Annotated in this window: 13 protein-coding genes and 1 pseudogene; 11 read left to right on the top strand and 3 right to left on the bottom strand. The window is 75.0% G+C overall.

Features of this window, described 5'->3' with window-relative positions; genetic code table 11:
- Positions 1-77: 77 nt before the first annotated feature.
- Complete coding sequence (locus D1J63_RS07050; protein ID WP_125628204.1) at positions 78-1,535, top strand: NCS2 family permease; 1,458 nt, start codon at positions 78-80, stop codon at positions 1,533-1,535.
- A gap of 95 nt (positions 1,536-1,630) precedes the next feature.
- Positions 1,631-2,782, top strand: a complete 1,152-nt coding sequence (locus D1J63_RS07045; protein ID WP_125628203.1) for an XdhC/CoxI family protein — start codon at positions 1,631-1,633, stop codon at positions 2,780-2,782.
- Positions 2,783-2,827: 45 nt separating this feature from the next.
- On the opposite strand, the gene D1J63_RS07040 is transcribed toward D1J63_RS07045, so the two are convergent.
- The 3 genes from D1J63_RS07040 to D1J63_RS07030 form a co-directional block, all read right to left on the bottom strand.
- Entirely contained in the window at positions 2,828-3,709 is an 882-nt protein-coding gene (locus tag D1J63_RS07040) for an endonuclease/exonuclease/phosphatase family protein (RefSeq protein WP_197923801.1), read from the bottom strand.
- Positions 3,710-3,794: 85 nt separating this feature from the next.
- Positions 3,795-4,235 carry an SRPBCC family protein gene (locus D1J63_RS07035; RefSeq protein ID WP_125628202.1) on the bottom strand — a complete coding sequence of 147 codons (441 nt, stop codon included), beginning with the start codon at positions 4,233-4,235 and terminating at the stop codon, positions 3,795-3,797.
- A 21-nt stretch (positions 4,236-4,256) separates the two neighbouring features.
- Positions 4,257-5,066, bottom strand: a complete 810-nt coding sequence (locus D1J63_RS07030) for a polysaccharide deacetylase family protein (protein ID WP_164712745.1) — start codon at positions 5,064-5,066, stop codon at positions 4,257-4,259.
- Between the two features lie 129 nt (positions 5,067-5,195).
- Between D1J63_RS07030 and D1J63_RS07025 the strand changes: the two genes are divergently transcribed.
- The 9 genes and pseudogenes from D1J63_RS07025 to rfaE2 all read left to right on the top strand — a co-directional run bounded on the left by D1J63_RS07025 (position 5,196) and on the right by rfaE2 (position 15,079).
- Complete coding sequence (locus tag D1J63_RS07025) at positions 5,196-6,188, top strand: NAD-dependent epimerase/dehydratase family protein (RefSeq protein WP_125628201.1); 993 nt, start codon at positions 5,196-5,198, stop codon at positions 6,186-6,188.
- A gap of 120 nt (positions 6,189-6,308) precedes the next feature.
- Positions 6,309-7,949, top strand: coding sequence for a carbamoyltransferase C-terminal domain-containing protein (locus D1J63_RS07020; protein WP_125628200.1), 1,641 nt, complete (start codon positions 6,309-6,311; stop codon positions 7,947-7,949).
- On the top strand, positions 7,946-8,980 hold the full coding sequence (locus tag D1J63_RS07015) for a glycosyltransferase (protein WP_125628199.1): 1,035 nt from the start codon (positions 7,946-7,948) through the stop codon (positions 8,978-8,980). Before D1J63_RS07020 ends, D1J63_RS07015 begins: the two co-directional genes overlap by 4 nt.
- A pseudogene (locus tag D1J63_RS07010) lies at positions 8,977-9,555 on the top strand (HAD family hydrolase); the annotation flags it as partial. The gene D1J63_RS07015 and the pseudogene D1J63_RS07010, both read left to right, overlap by 4 nt.
- Positions 9,556-9,887: 332 nt before the next feature.
- Complete coding sequence (locus D1J63_RS07005) at positions 9,888-10,895, top strand: glycosyltransferase family 9 protein (protein ID WP_125628198.1); 1,008 nt, start codon at positions 9,888-9,890, stop codon at positions 10,893-10,895.
- Positions 10,892-11,842 carry a glycosyltransferase gene (locus D1J63_RS07000; protein WP_125628197.1) on the top strand — a complete coding sequence of 317 codons (951 nt, stop codon included), beginning with the start codon at positions 10,892-10,894 and terminating at the stop codon, positions 11,840-11,842. Before D1J63_RS07005 ends, D1J63_RS07000 begins: the two co-directional genes overlap by 4 nt.
- Positions 11,839-13,059 (top strand): glycosyltransferase family 1 protein, encoded by a 1,221-nt coding sequence (locus D1J63_RS06995; protein WP_125628196.1) that lies wholly within the window; start codon positions 11,839-11,841, stop codon positions 13,057-13,059. Before D1J63_RS07000 ends, D1J63_RS06995 begins: the two co-directional genes overlap by 4 nt.
- A complete protein-coding gene (locus tag D1J63_RS06990; RefSeq protein ID WP_125628195.1) occupies positions 13,056-13,688 on the top strand; it encodes an SIS domain-containing protein in 633 nt (210 codons plus the stop codon). The genes D1J63_RS06995 and D1J63_RS06990 overlap by 4 nt, the downstream gene beginning before the upstream one ends.
- 8 nt (positions 13,689-13,696) lie before the next feature.
- On the top strand, positions 13,697-15,079 hold the full coding sequence (gene rfaE2 / locus D1J63_RS06985) for a D-glycero-beta-D-manno-heptose 1-phosphate adenylyltransferase (protein ID WP_164712744.1): 1,383 nt from the start codon (positions 13,697-13,699) through the stop codon (positions 15,077-15,079).
- Positions 15,080-15,131 lie beyond the last annotated feature (52 nt).

The following is a 15,131-nucleotide window of genomic DNA, read 5'->3' as shown; positions in this document are numbered from 1 at the left end:
GGGTCGTGCATATCCCAAATCCCGCGGCCGCCCCAGCGGCCGGCCGGGTGCACCTATGAACCTTGGGAGACGGCCCCATGACCCAGCAGTCAGTGGAGCCCAAGATCACCGCCGAAGACGCGGGCGCGGGTTCCCGCGTCCCCGGCGGACGGTCTTGGCTCGACCGGTACTTTCACATATCCCACCGGGGATCGACGGTCGCGCGTGAGGTGCGCGGCGGCATCACCACCTTCATGGCGATGGCGTACATCGTCCTGCTCAACCCCGTGATCCTGTCCGGCAAGGACGCGGCGGGGGACACCCTGGGCCAGAAGGCCCTGATCACCGCGACGGCGCTCGCCGCGGCGGTCACCACCCTCCTGATGGGCTTCGTCGGCAAGGTGCCGCTGGCCCTGGCCGCCGGGCTCTCGGTGTCCGGGGTGATCGCGGGGCAGGTCGTCCCGCAGATGACCTGGCCGCAGGCCATGGGCATGTGTGTGATGTACGGCGTGGTGATCATGCTCCTCGTGGTCACCGGGCTCCGCGAGATGATCATGAACGCGATCCCGCTCGCCCTCAAGCACGGCATCACCATGGGCATCGGCCTGTTCATCGCCATCATCGGCCTGGTCAAGGGCGGCTTCGTGCACGCCGGCGAGGCGACCCCGCTCACCCTCGGCCCGGCCGGGGAACTCGCCGGCTGGCCGGTCCTGCTCTTCGCCGGCACCCTGCTGCTGATCTTCATGCTCCAGGCCCGCAACATGCCCGGCGCCATCCTGATCGGCATCGTCACCGGCACGATCGTCGCCGCGATTCTGAACGCCACCGGGGTCATCGACCCCAAGCAGTGGGCCAACGGCGCCCCCGAGCTGCACGGCAGCGCGGTCTCCATGCCGGACTTCTCGCTCTTCGGCAGCCTGGAGTTCGGCGGCTGGGGCGACGTCGGCGTGATGACCGTCGGCATGATCGTCTTCACGCTGGTGCTCGCCGGGTTCTTCGACGCGATGGCCACCATCATCGGCGTCGGCACCGAGGCGAAGCTCGCCGACGACAAGGGCCGGATGCCGGGTCTGTCGAAGGCGCTGTTCATCGACGGCGCCGGCGGTGCCATCGGCGGAGTGGCGGGCGGCTCCGGCCAGACCGTCTTCGTCGAGTCCGCGACCGGCGTCGGCGAGGGCGCCCGCACCGGGCTCGCCTCGGTCGTCACCGGTCTGTTCTTCGCGGCCTGTCTCTTCTTCACGCCGATCACCGCGATCGTGCCCCAGGAGGTCGCCTCTGCCGCCCTGGTCGTCATCGGCGCGATGATGATGATGAACGCCCGGCACGTGGACTGGGCCGACCGGGCCACCGCGATCCCGGTCTTCCTGACCGTCGTCCTGATGCCGTTCACCTACTCCATCACCGCTGGTGTCGCCGCCGGTGTCATCTCCTACGTCGCCATCAAGGTCGCGCAGGGCAGGGCGCGGGAGATCGGCGCGTTCATGTGGGGCCTGACGGTGATCTTCATCGTCTACTTCGCCCTCAACCCGATCGAGAGCTGGATGGGCGTGCACTAGCCGCCACGACGGGAACCCTTCACGTACCCGTTGTCCGAGGAGACCGGAAGGTCCGGGAGGACGAGAGGACCGGAAGGTTCGAGGAGGACCGAGAGATGCTGGACATCGCCGAGGAGCTGCACCGGTGGGTCGAGCAGGGACGCGACTTCGCCGTGGCCACCGTGGTGGGCGTCGGCGGCAGCGCCCCCCGGCCGACCGGCGCCGCCCTCGCGGTGGACGCCGACGGCACGGTGGTCGGCTCGGTCTCCGGCGGGTGCGTGGAGGGAGCCGTGTACGAGCTGTGCCGGCAGGCCCTCCAGGACGGCGACACCGTCGTGGAGCGCTTCGGGTACAGCGACGAGGACGCCTTCGCCGTGGGCCTGACCTGCGGCGGGGTCATCGACGTCCTCGTCGCCCCGGTACGGACGGCCGACCCCGCCCGTCCGGCCCTGGCCACTGCCCTCGCCGCCGCGGCACACGGGGAGACGGCGGCCGTGGCACGCGTCGTGAGCGGCCCGGCCGAGCTGCTGGGCCGCGCGCTGGTCGTCCGGGCGGACGGCTCCCGCACCGGCGGCCTCGGCGGCCACCCCGAGCTGGACCGCACGGCCGCCGCCGAGGCCGGCGCCTTCCTGGACGCCGGGCGCACCGGCACCCTGGAGATCGGTGAGCAGGGCTCGCGCTGCGGAGCACCGCTCACCCTGCTGATCGAGTCCTCCGTTCCCCCACCCCGCATGATCGTCTTCGGCGCGATCGACTTCGCCTCGGCGCTGGCGCGGGTCGGCAGGTTCCTCGGCTACCGCGTGACGGTGTGCGACGCCCGCCCCGTCTTCGCCACCCCGGCCCGCTTCCCTGACGCGGACGAGGTCGTCGCCGAGTGGCCCCACGAGTACCTGGCGCGCACCGAGGTCGACGCGCGCACGGTGCTGTGCGTCCTGACCCACGACGCCAAGTTCGACATCCCGCTGCTCCGGCTGGCGCTGCGCCTGCCGGTGGCGTACGTCGGCGCGATGGGCTCCCGCCGCACCCACCTGGACCGCGAGGCCCGGCTGCGCGAGGCCGGCGTGAGCGACCTGGAGCTGGCCCGCCTCAGGTCGCCGATCGGCCTCGACCTCGGCGCCCGCACCCCCGAGGAGACGGCCCTGTCCATCGCCGCCGAGATCGTCGCGTCCCGCCACGGCGGCACGGGCGCCGCGCTGACCGGCGCCCACACCCCCATCCACCACGACGGCCCGGCGGCCCCGGCGGGGCGCGTCGGCTCGGTGGCGTAGTCGCCGTACCCGGCACCGGCCGGGGGCCCCGCGGAGCCGCCGGACTCAGTCCCGGCCCGGTCCCTTCCGCGCCAGGGACACCTCCGCCACCACCGGCCGGTGGTCCGAGGCCGTGGGCTCCCGCGGTACGGCGACGTCGCGCACCCGTACCCCCTCGCCCACGGCCACGTAGTCGATCCGCTTCACCGGCGCCTCGGCCGGATACGTGTCCGGGGTCCCCGCTCCCGCGTCGCGCAGCTCCTTCCACAGCGGCGCCAGTTCGGGGGCCGAGGGCTCGGCGTTGAAGTCGCCGAGCAGGAACTGGCGGGCGCCCGGCAGCTCCGCCCGCTCCCGGGCCATGATCCGCCGGGTGTCGGCGACCTGGGCCTCGCGCACCGCCGGGTCCGCGCGGTAGTCCAGGTGGGTCACGAACACCTGCACCGGCACGCCGCGCACCTTGAGCGTCACCTCGCCGAACCCGGGCGCGGGGGCCGGCACCGGGTTCTCGTCCTGCGTGGACAGACGGGTGATCTCGTGGTTCGTCGCGGAGCGGATCGGGAAGCGGGACAGCACCGCCACGCCGTACTCGCGCCGGGGTTCCCCGGCGGTCACCGGGTCGAGGCTGTAGATCGGCGCGAACGACACCCGCATGCCGAGCCGCCCGGCCAGCTCCCCGGCCACGTCGAGCCCCCGGCTGCGGGCTCCCCAGTGCACGTCGACCTCCTGGAGGCCGATCACGTCCGCGTCCAGGGCGCGCAGTGCGGCGGCCTGCCGGTCGAGGTCGAAGACGCCGTCCGAGCCGGCCCCGGCGTGGATGTTGTAGGTGGCGACGCGCAACGGGACCGAGTGGCCCCGGTCGGCGGCGGAGGCGGGCGGGGCCGCCACGGCCAGCGTCAACAAAGCACCTGCGAGGGACAGTTGGGTGAAGGTGCGCGCTCTGAGAGACATGCCGGCACGGTACGCGGGAAACGGCGTCCACGAGGCGTGTGGCGCGATCTCGCCCGGGTCCCGTAGCCGGCCCGCAACCGCCCGTTCACGGGTGCCGCAGCAGGTGGTCGACCGTGCGGCCGAAGACGAGCCGCCCCGAGCGGACCAGGACGCCGTCGAGGAGGGAGGGGAGGAGCCGGACGTCCAGCTCCTCGCGCCACACCACCCGCGCCCGCCCGCCGGGCTCCGCCGACACCTCGATCTCAGCCCAGCCCCGGACCACCCCGCCGCGCTTCTCCATCCGGCACCGGCCGGGGACGTTCTCGCCCGGCGGCTGCCAGACCGTCACCTCCATCGGGTCGTCGAAGGCCAGCGGCCCGGCACCCGTGCGGGCCACGACCAGCGTGCCCCGGCGGGTGGGGCCGGGCGGGCGGGCGGTGACCCGGGTCAGCGGCACGGTGTCGCCGTGCCGCTCCCACCGGGTGAGCCGGCGCCAGGCCTCGTCCGGGGTGAGCGGGACGGCACGTTCGAGCGAGAAGGTGGCCACCGGACGATCGTGGCACGTCCGTCAGCGGTAGACCTTGCCCGGCTCGGCCTTCCCGGGGGCCATCAGCTGGGGGACCGTCACGAAGACGTAGCCGCGCTTCTTGAGCGCGTCGATGATGCCGGGCACGGCGGGCACGGTGCCGTCGTAGATGTCGTGCAGCAGGATGATGCCGTCCCGGGAGGACTGGTCCAGGACCCGTTCGGTGATCAGGTGAGAGTCGTTCGTCTTGTAGTCCTTGGCAGTCACGGTCCACAGCACCTCTGCGAGGCCCAGCTCGCGGCAGATGTCGTGCACCGTGTCGTCCGTGCGGCCCTGCGGCGGGCGCATCAGCGTGGGGCGCTTGCCCGTCAGGCGCTCTATCTCCTTGTTCGGGCGTTTCAGCTCCTCGCGTATCTCGTCCGGCTTCGCATCGGTGAGGATCTTGTGCGTCCAGGTGTGGCTGGCCACCTCGTGGCCCTCGGCGGCCATGCGCCTGACAAGTTCGGGATAGGTGTCGATGTGACGCTTGCCGAGCAGGAAGAACGTCGCCGGAACCTGCTTCTCCTTGAGTATGTCGAGCAGTCGGGCGGAGTTCTCGCTCGGTCCGGCGTCGAAGGTCAGCGCGATGCACTTGGCGTGCGCGCAGTCGACGGTGCCGAGCTCGGTCGCGCGGGCCTGGCCGCCCGCCGCACCGGCCTGGGTGTCGGCGGCGTTGCGGACGGAGCTCGGAGAGACGGTCTCCAGCTTCGTGCAGCCGCTGAGCGCGAGGGTCAGTGAGGCAGCCGCGGCGAAGGTCGCCAGCACACGCAACCTGGTCCCCGTTTTCGTCATCTTCCTGGTCAGAGAAGGCATGCGAGGACTATACGCTGCGAGTATATACGCGGTTTATAGTACCCCCTCGAATGCTCGTTCGGGGTAGTGGTCGTCTCCATCGGGTTACTCAGCCGACACGCACGTGACGGTGAGAGTGAGGAGGACCCCGTGAGCGAGACCCCCGTGAGCGTGAGCCCCGTGAGCGGACGCGTCTGGCGCCGGGCCCTGGTGACCGGCGGAGCCGGGTTCGTGGGGTCGCACCTGTGCGGCCGCCTGCTCGACGCCGGTACCGACGTCGTCTGCCTCGACAACCTGGCCACCGGGTCCCGCGCCAACGTGGCCGACCTGGAGCGGCGGCGCGGATTCCGGTTCGTCCGGGCCGACGCCACCGACCCGACGGCCCTGCGCGGCCTGCCCGGCCGCTTCGACCTGGTCCTGCACTTCGCCTGCCCCGCCTCGCCCGCCGACTATCTCCGGCTGCCCCTTCAGACCCTCGACGTCGGCAGCACCGGCACCCGCAACGCCCTGGAGCGGGCCCACGCCGACGGCGCCCGCTTCCTGCTCGCCTCCACCTCCGAGGTCTACGGCGACCCGTTGGAGCACCCGCAGCGCGAGACGTACTGGGGCAACGTCAACCCCGTCGGCCCGCGCAGCGTCTACGACGAGTCCAAGCGCTTCGCCGAGGCCCTGGTCACCGCCCACCGCCAGGTGCACGCCACCGACACCGCCATCGTGCGCATCTTCAACACGTACGGCCCCCGCATGCGCACCGGCGACGGCCGGGCCGTGCCGACCTTCATCGCGCAGGCCCTGGACGGCATGCCGCTCACCGTCGCCGGCGACGGCGGTCAGACCCGCTCCCTGTGCTACGTCGACGACACCGTGACCGGCGTCCTGGCCCTCGCCGCGTCCCGGGAGACCGGGCCGATGAACATCGGCGGCGCCGACGAGATCACCATGCTGGAACTGGCCCGCCGGGTCGTCGAACTCACCGGCTCCGGCTCCCGCATCCGCTTCGTCGAACGCCCCGTCGACGACCCCGGCCGGCGCCGGCCGGACACCACCCTGGCCCGGGAACGGCTGGGCTGGCGGCCGGTCGTGGGCTGGAGTGAGGGGCTGGAGCGGACCATCGGCTGGTTCGCGCACGCCGTCGCCGCCTGACGCAGGTCCGAGACGGTCACTTAAGGTGATACGTCCGCTTTTCTCCGGAAGTGACCTGTCTCCAAGTGTTTGACGCAACCGTCCCGCGGCACCCGCGACGCCGAGAGAGGAGCCCGCCCCATGCGCATCCTTGGTATCAACGCCCTGTTCCACGACCCGGCCGCCGCGCTCGTCGTCGACGGCCGGACCGTCGCGGCCGCGGAGGAGGAGCGGTTCAGCCGGCGCAAGCACGGCAAGCGCCCGGTGCCCTTCTCCGCCTGGGAGGTCCCGGAGCTGTCGGCGCGGTGGTGCCTGGAGCACGCCGGGGTGCGGCCGGGGGAGCTGGACGCGGTGGCGTACTCCTTCGACCCCAAGCTCGCCCGGCCCGCCCGCGACCTGGGCCTGGACGACCCCTGGGACCCGCTGCGGCTCGAATACGCCCGCCGCGCCCCCGAGTTCCTCGCCGAGGCGCTGCCCGGGCTCGACCCCGACCGGGTCGTCTTCGTCCCGCACCACGTGGCGCACGCCGCCTCCGCCGGACCGGCCTCGCCCCACCCCGACAACGACGTCCTCGTCCTCGACGGGCGCGGCGAGTCCGCCTCCCACCTGGCGGGCCGCTACCGCGACGGCAAGCTCGACATCCTCGCCACCCAGGCACTGCCGCACTCGCTCGGCCTGGTCTACGAGGAACTGACCGAGCACCTCGGCTTCCTGCGCAGCAGCGACGAGTACAAGGTGATGGCCCTCGCCTCCTACGGCACCCCCCGCCACCTCGACCGGCTCCGTGAGCACATCCACGCCACCGGCGACGGCGGCTTCCGCGCCCACGGCGTCGACTGGGCGGCCCTCGCCCCGCCGCGCGCCAGGGGCGAGGACTGGACGAGGGACCACGCCGACCTCGCCGCGAGCACCCAGGCCGTCCTCGAGGAACTCCTCCTCGAACTCGTCCACTGGCTGCACGGCGAGGCCGGCGGCGAGGCCCTGACGATGGCCGGCGGCGTCGCGCTGAACTGCGTCGCCAACTCGAAGATCGCCGCCCGCGGCCCGTACCGGCACGTGTGGGTGCAGCCCGCCGCCGGCGACGCCGGCACCGCCCTCGGCGGCGCCCTGCACGTGGCCGCCGCCCAGGAGGGCGCCGCGCCCGAACCGATGCCCGGCGCCGACCTCGGGCGCGGCTGGAGCGACGACGAGATCCGCGCCTGGCTGGAGACCGCCGCGATCCCCTACGAGGAGCCGGACGACATCGCCGAGACCGTCGCCGAGGAACTGGCCCGGGACGGGATCGTCGCCTGGTTCCAGGGCCGCAGCGAGTTCGGGCCGCGCGCCCTCGGCCACCGCTCCCTGATGGCCCACCCCGGACGCGCGGAGAACCTCGAACGCCTCAACCACGTCAAGGGCCGCGAGGAGTTCCGCCCCGTCGCGCCCATGGTGCTCGCCGACCGCGCCGACGACATCTTCACCGGGCCGATGCCCAGCCCGTACATGCTCTTCGTGCACGACGTCGCCCCCGCCTGGCGCGACCGCATCCCGGCCGTCGTGCACGTCGACGGCACCGCCCGCATCCAGACCGTCGAGCAACGCCGCGAGCCGCTCGTCGCGCGCATGCTGGCCGCCTTCGAACGCCGCACCGGGCTGCCCGTCGTCGTCAACACCAGCCTCAACACCGCCGGGCGACCCATGGTCGACGACCCGCGCGACGCCCTGGAGTGCTTCGGCTCGGCGCCCGTGGACCTGCTCGCCATCGGCCCCTTCGCGGTGCGCCGGGGACGGGCGTTCCGATGAGCGCCGCCCTTGGAACCGGCGGCCCGCGCACCGGATACGCCGTCGTCGTCCCCACCCTCGTGCGCGACACGCTGGCCGACTGCCTGGCCGCGCTGGTCGCCGCGCACGGACCCGACCCCGACGAGATCGTCCTCGTCGACGACCGGCCCTACCCCGACGCCGACCCGGACGCGCTGGAACACGCCCTGACCGTCCTCGGCGACCTGCGCGAACGCACGGTGGTGCTGCGCAGCGGGGGACGCGGTCCCGCCGCCGCCCGCAACACCGGCGCCCGCGCGGTCACTTCGCCCTGGACCGCCTTCCTCGACGACGACGTCCAGGTCGGCCCGCACTGGTGCGGCCAGCTGATCCAGGACCTCGCCGAGGCGGCCCCCGACACCGGCGCCGTGCAGGGCGTGATCGCCGTGCCGCTGCCCGGCGAGCGCCGCCCCACCGACTGGGAGCGCGGCACCGCGGGCCTCGCGCAGGCGCGGTGGATCACCGCCGACATGGCCTACCGCACCGACGTGCTCAAACAGGTCGGCGGCTTCGACGAACGCTTCACCCGCGCCTTCCGAGAGGACGCCGACCTCGCGCTGCGCGTCCTCGACGCGGGCTGGCGCATCCGGCGCGGCCGCCGCACCACCCGCCACCCCGTACGCCCCGCCGCACGCTGGGTGTCCCTGAAGCAGCAGCGTGGCAACGCCGACGACGCCCTGATGCGGCGGCTGCACGGCCCCGACTGGTGGGCCAAGGCGGTCGCGCCCCGGGGCCGGATCCGGCGCCACGCGGCGATCACCGCCGCCGGCGCCGCCGCCCTCGTCCTCGCGGCGGCCGGACGCCCCCGGGCCGCCGCCCTCGCCGGGGCCGGCTGGGCCGCGGGCACCGCCGAGTTCGCCTGGGCCCGCATCGCGCCCGGACCGCGCACCCGGCACGAGGTCACCACCATGCTGGTCACCAGCGCGCTCATCCCGCCCGCCGCGACCTGGCACCGGCTCAGCGGGCTGTGGCGCCACCGCGCCGCCCCCGCCTGGCGGGAGGTGGCCGCGTGAGCGCCGCGAGCACCCCCGTGAAGGCCGTCCTCTTCGACCGCGACGGCACCCTCGTCCACGACGTCCCCTACAACGGCGACCCCGACCGGGTCCGGCCCGTCGAGGGCGCCCGCGAGGCGGTGGCCCTGCTGCGCGAACACGGCGTCCGCGTCGGCGTCGTCACCAACCAGTCCGGCGTGGCCCGCGGCCTGATCAGCGACGGCGACGTCCGGCGCGTCAACCGCCGCATCGACGACCTGATCGGCCCCTTCGACGTCTGGGCGGTCTGCCCGCACGGCCCCGACGACGGCTGCCACTGCCGCAAGCCTGAGCCCGGCATGATCCTGTGGGCCGCCGGACGCGTCTGCGCCGGCCCCGCCGACTGCGTCGTCGTCGGCGACATCGGCGCGGACATGGAGGCCGCCGAACGCGCCGGCGCCCACGGCATCCTCGTCCCCAACGACCGCACCCGGCCGGAGGAGACGGCCGCCGCGGCCCATGTCGCCCCAGACCTCCTCACCGCCGTACGGGCTGTCCTCGACGGCCCGCCCACCGGCCGGATCCTCGTGAACGAGCGGCCCATCGAGGCGGCGTACGGTCCGGGCGCCGAGAACGGCCCGCGGACCGCCGCCCCCGCCGACGGCGACCGGTCCGATCCCGTGGAGACCGCGTCCCCCACGTCTCCGGGGCAAGGCGTCTTCGCCCCGGAGACGCCTCGCCCGGCCCCCGAGGCGCCCGGCGAGGCCGACACGGACGAGCGCCGTGGCGGACCGGCCGTCGCCCCCGACGGGGTCCGGACAGCGGCTCCGGACACGGGCCGTCGCCCCGGCCGGGGCGAGGACGCCCCCGCGGTGGCCCGCTCGCGCACCGCACCCGCCGACGGGGCGGCACGTGCGCGTGGCGTCCGTGACAGCCGTGGGAGGCCGGCATGAAGGCGCTCGTCACCCGGCTCGACAGTTTCGGCGACGTCCTGCTCGCCGGGCCCGCCGTACGGGCCGTCGCCGCGCGGGCCGACCACGTCACCCTGCTGTGCGGGTCGCGCGGCGCGCCCGCCGCCCGGCTGCTGCCCGGCGTCGACGAGGTGCTGGTGTGGGAGGCGCCCTGGGGCGGATTCGCGCCACCCGACGTCAACCGCGAGGACATCGACGCGCTGGCCGACCGGATCGACGCCGACACGGCCCTCGTCCTCACCTCCTTCCACCAGTCCCCGCTGCCCACCGCCCTGGTGCTGCGCCTGGCCGGCGTCCGGTACATCGCCGCGGACAGCGTGGACTACCCCGGCTCGCTCCTCGACCTGCGACACCAACGCGCCCCGCACGCCCACGAGGCCGAGGCCGCGCTCGACCTCGCCGAGGCGGCCGGGTTCCCCCGCCCCGACGACGGGCGGCTGCGCGTGCACACCCCGCCGCCCGCCGACGCCCTCACCGGCCCCGGCCCCTACGTCGTCCTGCACCCCGGCGCCAGTGTCCCCGCCCGCGCCTGGAGCCCCGAGCGCGCCGCCGAGGCGGTACGCGAACTCGCCGCCGCCGGGCACCGCGTCCTGGTCACCGGCGGCCCCGGCGAGCGGGACCTCACCGCACACGTCGCGGGCCGGCACGGCACCGACCTCGGCGGCCGCACCGACGCCCCCGAACTGGCCGCCGTCCTCGCGGGCGCCTGCGTCGTCGTCACCGGCAACACGGCGCCCGCCCACCTCGCCGCGGCCGTCGGCACCCCCGTCGTCTGCCTGTTCGCCCCCGTCGTACCCGCCGAACGCTGGCGGCCCTACGGCGTCCCCTACGTGCTGCTGGGCGACCAGGACGCGCCCTGCGCCGGCAGCAGGGCCCGGGACTGCCCCGTCCCCGGACACCCCTGCCTGAACACCGTCACCGCCACCGACGTGGCCGCCGCCGTCGAAAAGCTGATGGCCGCCGAGAAACCGATGGGGGAGACATGAGGATCCTGATCTGGCACGTGCACGGGTCGTGGACCACGGCCTTCGTGCAGGGCCCGCACACCTACCTCGTCCCCGTCACACCCGACCGGGGACCCGACGGCCTCGGCCGCGCCCGCACCTGGGACTGGCCCGACTCCGTCGTCGAAGTACCGCCGGAGCGGCTGCGGGACGAGCACATCGACCTCGTGATCCTCCAGCGCCCGCACGAACTCGACCTCGTCGACCGCTGGCTGGGCCGCCGCCCGCCGCTGGTCTACCTGGAGCACAACGCCCCCGACGGCGACGTGCCGCACACCCGCCACCCGGCCGCGGACGTCCCGGGCGTCACCCTCGTCCACGTCACCCACTTCAACCGGCTGATGTGGGACGCGGGCCCGACGGAGACCGCCGTCATCGAGCACGGCATCGTCGACCCCGGCCACCGCTGGACCGGCGAACTGGAGCGCGCCGCCGTCGTCGTCAACGAGCCGATCCGGCGCGGCCGTACGACCGGCACCGACCTGCTCCCCGTCTTCTCCCGGGCCGCGCCGCTGGACGTGTTCGGCATGCGCACCGAAGGGCTCGCCGAGCACCTCGGCGTCGACCCCGGGCGCTGCCGCACCCGGGACGTCCCGCAGGGCGACCTGCACACCGAGCTGGCCCGCCGCCGCGTCTACGTCCACCCCGTCCGCTGGACCTCGCTCGGCCTGTCCCTGCTGGAGGCCATGCACCTGGGCATGCCCGTGGTCGCCCTGGCCACCACCGAGGTCGCCGAGGCCGTGCCACCGGGCGCCGGAGTGGTCTCCAACCGCATCGACGTACTGACCGACGCCGTACGCGACTTCCTCGCCGATCCGCTGCACGCGCGGACGGTCGGCGACGGGGCCCGTGCGGCGGCCCTCGCCCACTACGGGCTGTCCCGCTTCCTGGACGACTGGGAGCGGCTGCTCAAGGAGGTGACCCGATGAGGATCGCCATGGTGTCCGAGCACGCGAGCCCGCTCGCCGCGCTCGGCGGTGTGGACGCCGGTGGACAGAACGTCTACGTGGCCCGGCTCGCGGAGGAGCTGGCGGGACGCGGCCACGACGTCACGGTCTACACCCGCCGGGACGCCACCGACCTGCCCGACCGGGTGCCCCTGCCCGGCGGCGCGGTCGTCGAGCACGTGCCGGCCGGGCCACCCGTGTCCGTCCCCAAGGACGAACTGTTCCCGCACATGCCCGCCTTCGGCGCCCACCTGGCCCGCGCCTGGGCCCGGGAGCGGCCCGACGTCGTGCACGCCCACTTCTGGATGTCCGGCATGGCGTCGCAGCTCGGCGCGGCCCCGCACGGCATCCCCCTCGTCCAGACCTTCCACGCCCTCGGCACCGTCAAGCGCCGCCACCAGGGCATGCGGGACACCAGCCCCTACGAGCGCATCGGCATCGAACGGCAGCTCGGCCGAGGCTGCGCACGGGTCCTGGCCACCTGCACCGACGAGGTCGTCGAACTCGGCGACATGGGCGTCCCGCCCCGGCAGGTCTCCGTCGTGCCCTGCGGGGTGGACGCCGAGCACTTCCACCCCGCCGCCGACACCGGCCGCACCCCCGAACGACGCCTGCCGTACCGCCTGCTCGCCTGCGGCCGGCTCGTCCCCCGCAAGGGCTACGACCTGGCCATCCGCGCCCTGGCCCACATCCCCGACACCGAACTCCTCATCGCCGGGGGCCCGCCCGCCGGTGCCGTGGAGGCCGAACCCGAGGCGCGGCGCCTGACCGGCATCGCCCGCCGCGCCGGCGTGGCCGACCGGGTCCGGCTGCTCGGCGCGGTCGACCCGGACGACATGCCCGCCCTGCTCCGCAGCTCCGACCTGGTGCTGTGCACCCCGGTGTACGAGCCGTTCGGCATCGTGCCGCTGGAGGCCATGGCGTGCGGCGTGCCCGTCCTCGCCACCGACGTCGGCGGCCACCGCGACTCCGTCGCCGACGGCGTCACCGGCCGGCTGGTCGCCCCGCAGGACCCCGAGGCGGTGGCCGAGGCCGCCCGTGAACTCCTGGCCGACGAGCGGCTGCGCCGCCAGTACGGCAGGAACGGCCGCGAACGCGTCCTGCGGCACTACACCTGGGCGCGGGTCGCCGACGGCGCGGAGCAGGTGTACCGCCTGACCCGCTCCGAACACGCCGTGTCCACGGAGGTGGCGTCATGACGCTGCACCCGCCCGTCGTCGGGCACTGCGACGAACTCCTGGAAGCACTGGGCGCGTTCCGCGCCTCCGCGCACGTCACCCAGCGCTGGGGCGACCGCCTCGCGGACGTGCTGAGCGGCGGCGGCCGGCTGCTCGCCGCGGGCAACGGCGGCAGCGCCGCCCAGGCCCAGCACCTGACCGCCGAACTCGTCGGCCGCTACCGCGACGACCGCCCGCCGTTCTCCGCGATCGCCCTGCACGCCGACACCTCCTCCACCACCGCCATCGCCAACGACTACGGCGTCGACGAGGTGTTCGCCCGTCAGGTCCGCGCCCACGGCCGCGAGGGCGACGTGCTGATGCTGCTGTCCACCTCCGGCGCCAGCGCCAACCTGCTCTCCGCCGCCGACGCGGCCCGCGCGGCCGGCGTACGGGTGTGGGCGCTCACCGGCTGCGCCCCCAACCCGCTCATGGCGGGCAGCGACGAGTCCCTGTGCGTCGAGGCACCGTCGACGGCCACCGTCCAGGAGATCCACCTGGTCGCCGTCCACATGATCTGCGCGGCCTTCGACGCCGCCCTGGAGCGCGGGGCACGGGGTGCGCGCAGTGCGCGCGGTGCCGGGCGCGCGGCCCAGCGGAAGCGGAGGTGACGGGAGACATGGCCGCCAAGGCTCACAGGGGGACCCCGCTGGTCGTGGTCGGCGACGCGCTGCTCGACCGGGACCTGACCGGTTCCGCCGACCGGCTCGCCCCGGACGCGCCCGTCCCGGTCGTCTCCGAGTGCGCCGAACGGATCCGCCCCGGCGGCGCCGCCCTCGCCGCGTACCTCGCCGCCCGCGACGGCCGCGAGGTCACGCTCGTCGCGGGCGTCGGCGACGACCCGGCCGGCCGGGCCCTGCGCGAACTGCTCGAACCGTGGCTGAACCTGGTCCAGTTGCCGCTGACCGGCACGGTGCCGGAGAAGACCCGCGTCCTCGCCCAGGACCGTCCGGTGGTCCGCCTGGACCGGGGCGGCGGCCGGGTCCGCGAGGCCACGGACGAGGCCCGCGACGCGCTGCGCTCCGCCCGCGCCGTCCTGGTTTCCGACTACGGCCGGGGCGCGGCCGACGCCCTGCGCGACGTGCTCGCCGCGCGCCCGCCGCTGGTCTGGGACCCCCACCCCCGCGGGGGCCCGCCGGTCCCCGGCACCCGCCTCGTGACCCCGGCCGAGAAGGAGGCCCGCGGTTTCGCACCGTCCGAGGCCCACCCGGGCGGCGGTCTGCGCGCCGCCGCGCTCCATGCCGCCGCCCTCGTACGGGACTGGCGGGTGCCCGCAGTGACGGTGACCCTCGGCTCGCGCGGCGCCCTCCTGTCGTACGGCGAACACCCCCTCCTCGTCCCCGCGCCCGCCGCCCACCACGGCGACTCCTGCGGGGCGGGGGACCGGTTCGCGGCCACCGCGGCCGGGCTCCTCGCCGACGGGGCGCTGGTGGGGGAGGCCGTCGAGGGCGCGGTGAGCGCCGCCACGGCCTTCGTCGCGGCGGGCGGCGCGGCCGCCGTACCGCCGGCCGGCTCCGACCGGGCGCTCGCCGCGCTCCCCGACACCGACGACCCCGGAGCCCTGGCCGCCCGGATCCGCGCCGAACACGGCACGGTCGTCGCGGCCGGCGGCTGCTTCGACCTCCTGCACGCCGGGCACGTCGGCCTCCTCCAGGCCGCCCGCCGGCTCGGCGACTGCCTGGTGGTCTGCGTCAACTCCGACGCCTCCGTCCGGCGCCGCAAGGGCGGCGGCCGCCCCGTCAACCCGCTCGCCGACCGCGTCCGCGTCCTGCGCGCCCTCGCCTGCGTCGACGCGGTCGCCGTCTTCGACGAGGACACCCCCGAACGCCTCCTGGGCGACCTGCGCCCCGACGTCTGGGTCAAGGGCGGCGACTACGCCGGCGCCGACCTCCCCGAGGCCAAGCTCCTCCAGGAGTGGGGCGGCCAGGCGGTCCTCCTGCCCTACCTCGACGGCCGCTCCTCCACGGCCCTGCTGGCCCGCGCGGCGGAGGGAGCCCGATGAGGCGCGGTGCCCCGGCCCGCGTAGGCGTCGCGCCGGTGGCCGCATCGCACCC

This window comes from Streptomyces sp. KPB2, assembly GCF_003950055.1.
GTDB lineage: Bacteria > Actinomycetota > Actinomycetes > Streptomycetales > Streptomycetaceae > Streptomyces > Streptomyces salinarius.
This window is presented reverse-complemented; position numbering and strand designations above follow the sequence as displayed.